Genomic DNA, 6377 nt, shown 5'->3' with positions numbered 1-6377 from the left:
CCCCCGCCCACGTCGAGCACGGCTGCCGGTGGCGGCGGCAGGTGATCCATCAGGTGGCGGTGCAGGACATACGTGCGCACCCGGCCCTTCACCGTCGCGTACGCGCCCTCGACGAACCGGTCCGTCAGGCCAGCCCAGACATCCTCGGTCACGGCAACCATCCTGCCCGTACCCACTCCTGCGACGACGTCCGGTCCGGGCTGTCCGCTTGACGATTCCTCGGCGGACAGCTCGACGCGTGAACACCTGTTCGATGAGACCGTGAAACTCAGGTCGACAAGCAGGCCAGCAGTACGCCTACAACCGGCTCCTGGTGACGCGGGTGCCACCCACCAGACAGGCGACCGTCACCATCTCGCTGTCACGCAGGATATGCACCAGCGCATAGCCCGGTATGCTCGTATGTATGCGAACGACCATCAACCTGCCTGACGCCCTGGCAGAGGCGGCGAAGGAACGCGCCCGAGCCGAGGGCCGGACGTTCACCAGCCTCGTCGAAGAGGGGCTGCGCAGCGTCCTGGCCCGCGGCGAGCAGCCGGTACACGTCGACCCGCTCCCCGCCTACGGCGACCCCCAGGGCCGGTTCCTCGTCGACGTCACCGACCGCGGCGCGCTCTGGGCGGCACTGGACGCCGACGGCCGGCGATGATCCTGCCCGACGTCAACGTCCTCGTGTACGCCTACCGACGCGAGGCGCAGAACCACGCCACCTACGCGTCCTGGCTCACCGCGACAGTAGGCGGCCGGGACGAACTCGCCCTGACCGACCACTGCCTCACCGGATTCCTCCGCATCGTCACCAACCCGCGCATCCTCGCCGACCCGGCACCCACCGCCGACGCGCTGCGGTTCGTCAACCGCCTACGGACAGCCCCGCGTGGCCGGCCCCTGACAGCGACCCCGGCCACCTGGGACGTGCTCGGCACCCATGTCTCCCAGGACCAGGGCATCCGCGGGAACCTCGTGCCGGACGCCTACCTTGCGGCCCTCGCCATATCCCACGGCTGCCGGCTCGCCACCACGGACCGGGGCTTCGCCAGATTCCCCGGCCTCGATTTCTTCGATCCAGCCACCACACATCGATGATCATGTATGGACGAGAGTGTCCGGCGGGGCAGCCGAACCCCCACGCCCCACACGCACGCTCAGGAATCATGCCGGGACCGCAGCCAGCCGCACCGCCAAGGGTTCCAGGAGGCTCGGCCCTCCGGCGGCTACGGGTCGCGCAACGCACGTTCACCGTCGCCGCCCACCCTCCAGCACCGCTTCCTGACGCCATAGCGGATCACAAGTACCAGGCTGAGCTGTCGATGCCACGAGCCCGGTAACCCCACACCCCGCCGGGTCCCATGAGCGCGATCATCCCATCCGCTCCCGGACCAGACCCGGACGATCTGCCGTTCCGGCACCGGAGCCGGCGGGGGGCCAAGCAGGCTGCCCTAAATCTGCACGGGCTGGCTAGTCCGCCAGTTCGACGAATCGTTCCTGGCAGGGCGGCCAGAGCGGAAGTCTCTCGTGGTTCTGCGTGGGTACGAAGAAGGCTCCGCACAGTGCACGGACGGCATGGCCCTCGATCGTGTTTCCCGCGAGGTGCTCGCGGTGGGTGTAGTGGCTGTGGCGACCGGGTTCGGACTCCGCGAGCTCATGCGCGGTGACGATTTTCTCGAGTTCGGCGACGCAGATGGTCCAGGCGCCTGGCTCGGCGATGTTCGTGTAGGAGTTCTTGCAGCGGTCCCAGCCCTGTTCGGGAGGGCTCAGGCTGATGAGTGCTCGTACGGTGAGCTGCCACGACAGACTGCTGCCGGCGTAGGCCGCTAGGGGGACGACCTCGAGTTCGATCTCGTCGGCTTCGTAGCCGGGCTCGCGCACAGGTGTGACGATGAGGGTGAGTCTCGCGAGCCTGCCCTCGTCTGATCGCGGATGTGGGATGTCGATGCGGGTCGAACCGCCGCTTTGGATCTCGCGGAGCGCGTCGAGCATCTGTCGTTGGACGGCGAGTTCCCATGCGGTAAGGAACCGCGCGGCAGTCTCCTGTCGGAGGAGGCGCTGGTCCTCGGAGGTGGGCAGCCAACGGTGCAGGCCGCCGACGTCGTTCTCCCGCCTGACCCGCATGTAGAAGTCGTCGTGGTCCTGGTGTTCGCCCTTGGCCAGCCCAGCGACCAGCAGCCAGTGGACGCCGGTTACGCGATCCTCCCAGACGCCTCCTCGCCACTGCGCTGTCTTGATCTCCAGGAACCGCAGCTTCGTGAGAAGGTCATCGACATCCTGGACGACCTCGTCCGGGAGAGCGCCGAGGGTGAGGCCATCGGCGGTGGCGGCCGCGCCCGCTCCCGCGGGAAGGTGCCGGGGCCCGGGATGTCGTCGAAGGCGGGCCGTGACGGCGTGGTCGGGCGGCACGCGGCCCGGCGAGGACAGCGAACCGGCCGACGAGGGCGTGCCTGAAAGATCGGAGGTTGTCCCCACACAAAGATCACACAAAGATCAGAAGTAGGCTAGTTCGCAAAGAATCTTGCCTCAAAGATCTTGACAAGTTCCGCGGCAGCCGCCACGGACGTCGCTCCGGCGGCTGCCGTCCGCTGGCCGGGATCAGGTGTTCCCGTCTGCCGGCCCTGGCCTGGTGTGGGCTAGTGTCACGGGTGGAGACATAGCGGGCACGGCAGGGGGACGGGGTGCGCGAGGGGCAGGGCCGGTGGGAGACGGTCACGCCGTCGCAGTTCCCGCATGAGCGGGAGGCGCTGGAGCACGTCCGGCGGCTGCTGCCGGACGCCGAGCCGTACCGCGCCTGGTCGAACTTCACCTTCACCGCGGCCACCGGGCACATCCGCGAGGTCGATCTGCTGGTCGTCGCCCGCGGTGGCGTCTACCTCATCGAGATCAAGAGCCTGGTCGGCCGGCTGACCGCGTCCGGGTCGAACTGGACCCAGCACCGCGACTCGGGCGACACCCGGATCTTCGACAACCCGCTGCACCTGGCGAACCAGAAGTCCAAGGAGCTACGGTCCCTGCTGGAGAACGCCGGCCGCGCGAGCCGGACGAGGATCCCGTTCATCCAGCCGGCGGTCTTCCTGTCGAACCCGGCCCTGCGGGCCGAGCTCCCCGACCACCAGCTCCACTGGGTCTTCGGCCCCGAGCGGGGCACCCCGGGCGACGCCCCCGGCCAGAGCGCCAGCAGGCACGGTGGTGGCGGTGGTGGTGGCGGGGCGCTGCCGTCGATCTGGTCCGGCCTGCTGGACGCGCCGCTGCGCGACGAGCGGCAGCGGGTCACCCCCGAGCTGTCGAAGGCCCTGGCCAAGCTGCTGCCGGCGGCCGGGATCGCCCGCAGCCGACGCCACCAGCGGGTGGGCTCCTGGCAGCTGGAGTTCCCGGCGTTCGACTCCGGCCCGACCTGGCAGGACTACCATGCCGCCCACGCCCAGGTCGCCTCCGAGCGGCGACGGGTGCGGATCTACCTCGTCGAGCGGGCCGCCGGGGAGGCCGAGCGGGCGAACCGGGAGGCAACCGCCCGCCGCGAGTTCCTGGTGCTGCACGGGATCAGCCATCAGGGGATCGTCCAGGTCGACGGGTTGGAAAGCCACGAGGCGGGCCCGGCGCTGATCTTCCGTCACCGGCCGGGCGAGATGCGCCTGGACCACTATCTCGACCGGTACGGCGGCCGCCTCGACGCCGGCACCCGGCTGTCCATGATCCGTCAACTGGTCGAGACGGTCGCCTACGCGCACGGCCGGCATCTCTACCATCGGGCGCTGGCCGCCCGCAGCGTCCTGGTCGTGCCGCGGGGCCGCCGCGCGGCGGACGGGAACGGCGACGGCAACGGCGGGCAGGGCTGGCTCGCACCCAGGCTGATGATCAGCGACTGGCAGGCGGCGGCCCGCGACGCGGGCTCGGGCACCGGTGCGCTGACGAGCGCGCTGACGGGCGCGCTGACGAAGACGTCGCGCGAGCTGGCGGTGGAGCCCGCGGCCCGGTTCCTGCCGCATCTGGAGCTGGCCGCCGCCGGCTACCTGGCGCCCGAGATCGGCGCCCCCTACCCGGACCCGGTCGGCATCGACGTCTTCGGCCTGGGCGCGCTGGCCTACCTGATCCTCACCGGCCAGCCGCCCGCGGACAGCCCCAACGCGCTGAAGGCGCGGCTGGAGCAGTCCGGCGGCCTGCAGCCGGCGGAGGTCGTCGACTCGCTGTCCGAGACGGCGAACGAACTGGTGGCGCAGGCGACCCGCCCGCTGCCCGACGACCGCTTCGCCAGCGTCGGCGAGCTGCTCGACTGGCTGCTGCTCGTCGAGGACGAGTTCACCCGGCCGGACGTCCCGGCGCCCGCACCCGGCGGCAGTGCCGCGGACGGCGGCCCGCCGGCAGGCCCGCCCACAGCGGGACAGGCCGGGCCGAAGCCCGGGCCGGAGCGGGACCCGTTGGAGGCTCAGCGCGGCGACCTGGTCGGTGACGAGTGGCGGATCCGGGAGCGGCTGGGCACCGGTTCGACAAGCCGCGCCTTCCTGGCCCACAACGAGAAGACCAACCGCGACGAGGTCCTCAAGGTCGCCCTCTCCGACGAGCGGGTGGCGCGCCTGGAGCACGAGGCGTCGGTGCTGGGCCGGCTGAACGACTCCCGGGTGATCCGCCTGGCCCGCCCGGACACGCTGGTCGTCGGCGGGCGCACGGTGCTCGTCCTCGACCACGCCGGCGAGCAGACCGTGGCCCGCCGGCTGCGCGAGGGCCGGCTGTCCGTCGACGAGCTGGAGACCTACAGCGACTACCTGTTCGGCGCGGTCGACTACCTCGACGGCGAGGGCGTCGCCCACCGCGACCTGAAACCGGACAACATCGTCATCCGCCGCCGGCCGAACCGCACCTACCAGCTCGTCCTCATCGACTTCTCGCTGGCCAGCATCTCCGTCCGCGACACCACCGCCGGCACGCCCCGCTACCTCGACCCGTTCCTCGGCGCCGGCACCCGCACCACCTACGACGACCACGCCGAGCGCTACGCGCTGGCGGTCACCCTGCACGAGATGGCCTCCGGCGAGCTGCCGCTGTGGGGCGACGGGTCTGCCGAGGCGCGGTTCACCACGGGCCCGCCGACGGTGGCCACCGAGGCGTTCGACCCGGCGATCCGCGCCGGCCTCACCTCCTTCTTCCTGCACGCGCTCGACCGGGACGCGGCGCGGCGGTTCGCGTCGCTGAAGGACATGCGCGACGCCTGGCAGGCCCTCTTCCGCGCCGCCGACTCCACCCCGCCGGCCCCGACCGTCCATCCGTATCCGCCGGGCGACGGCCGGCCGGCGACCGGCACGGCGGGGCTCCGCCCCGCCGGCCCCGCCGGCCCCGCGGACGCCGTCGACGGGAAAGCCGCCCAGCAGGCCCGCGACCTGGCCGCCGCCGCGGCCACCGCCGACACGCCGCTGGAGGCCGCGGGCCTGTCGCCACGGGCGGTCTCGGCCGCGCACCGGCTGAACGCGACGACCGTCGGCGAGTTGCTGGCGCTCGGCTCCAAGGAGATCATCAGCCTGCCGGGCACCGGCGCGAAGACCCGCCAGGAGCTGCAGTCCCGGATCCGCCTGTGGCGCCGCGCGCTCGCCACGCCCCCGGCGGTCACCACCCCCACCGGCACGCCGCGGCCGACGCCGGACGGGCGGCAGCCGACCGACGCGACGACGGCCGACGCGACGACGGCCGCGGTGCCGGACTACGCCCGCATGCCGGTCGAGGATCTCGCCGACCGGCTGCTCCCCCGCGCCCTCTCCGGCGGGCGGGGCGCCACCGAACGCAACGCCACCGAACGCGAGGCGACCCGCCTGCTGCTCGGCCTGCCCGACGCCGCGGGCACGCTGCCGGACGTGCCGCTGTGGGCGCCGCAGCAGCAGGTCGCCGAGCGGGTCGGGGTGACGTCGGGCCGGATCGCGCAGGTGCTGACCGCGCGGCGCAGGGCCTGGCACGCCGACGGCGCGGTCCGCTCGGTGTACGACGAGCTGGTCGGGATCCTCCGCGGCGCCGGCCGGGTGATGGGCTTCGACGAGCTGGTCACCGCTGTGCTCGCCCGCCGCGGCAGCGCCCGGCGCTCGCGGCCCGAACGTCAGGCGCTCGCCGCCGCCGTGGTCCGGGCCGCGCTGGAGACCGTCGACCTCGACCCCGAGCCGCGCCTGGCCCGCCGCAGGTTCTACGAGCGGACGCTGGTCGCGTTGGAGGCCACCGACGACGACGGCCCGCTCACCCCGGCCGCGCCCGCGCTCTTCGCGTACGCCATCGCCCTGGGCCGGGCCGCGGACCGGCTCGCGCGGGCCGAGGAGCTGCCCGCCCCGGCAACCGTGCTGCGGGAGCTGGCCGCGGTCCGCGCCGTGCCCGTCGCGGGCAGTGCCGACGCTGTCTCTTATACACATCTGACG

The 6377-nt window shown here is 72.6% G+C and carries 3 protein-coding genes and 1 pseudogene; 2 read left to right on the top strand and 2 right to left on the bottom strand.

Going from position 1 to position 6377, the window contains the following annotated elements:
- Positions 1–161: pseudogene (locus NBX02_RS23215) on the bottom strand (SAM-dependent methyltransferase); the annotation flags it as partial.
- Between the two features lie 245 nt (positions 162–406).
- Here NBX02_RS23215 and NBX02_RS13695 point away from each other — a divergent pair.
- Together NBX02_RS13695 and NBX02_RS13690 are read left to right on the top strand one after the other, a co-directional pair.
- Positions 407–649 (top strand): hypothetical protein, encoded by a 243-nt coding sequence (locus NBX02_RS13695; RefSeq protein WP_250287101.1) that lies wholly within the window; start codon positions 407–409, stop codon positions 647–649.
- The gene (locus NBX02_RS13690; RefSeq protein WP_250287099.1) at positions 646–1086 is read left to right on the top strand and encodes a type II toxin-antitoxin system VapC family toxin; all 441 of its coding nucleotides are present in this window, start codon (positions 646–648) and stop codon (positions 1084–1086) included. Before NBX02_RS13695 ends, NBX02_RS13690 begins: the two co-directional genes overlap by 4 nt.
- 372 nt (positions 1087–1458) lie before the next feature.
- On the opposite strand, the gene NBX02_RS23210 is transcribed toward NBX02_RS13690, so the two are convergent.
- Positions 1459–2463 carry a DUF3039 domain-containing protein gene (locus tag NBX02_RS23210; protein WP_445548419.1) on the bottom strand — a complete coding sequence of 335 codons (1005 nt, stop codon included), beginning with the start codon at positions 2461–2463 and terminating at the stop codon, positions 1459–1461.
- Positions 2464–6377 lie beyond the last annotated feature (3914 nt).

This window comes from Protofrankia sp. CiP1_Cm_nod1, from assembly GCF_920888515.1.
GTDB lineage: Bacteria > Actinomycetota > Actinomycetes > Frankiales > Frankiaceae > Protofrankia.
The sequence above is the reverse complement of the archived record's forward strand: the minus strand, read 5'-3'. Positions and strand labels throughout refer to the sequence as shown.

Excerpts from the sequence above, each read along its gene's own strand:
- NBX02_RS13695 (WP_250287101.1), top strand. The coding sequence starts at position 407 with ATGCGAACGACCATCAACCTGCCTGACGCCCTGGCAGAGGCGGCGAAG.
- NBX02_RS13690 (WP_250287099.1), top strand. The coding sequence starts at position 646 with ATGATCCTGCCCGACGTCAACGTCCTCGTGTACGCCTACCGACGCGAG.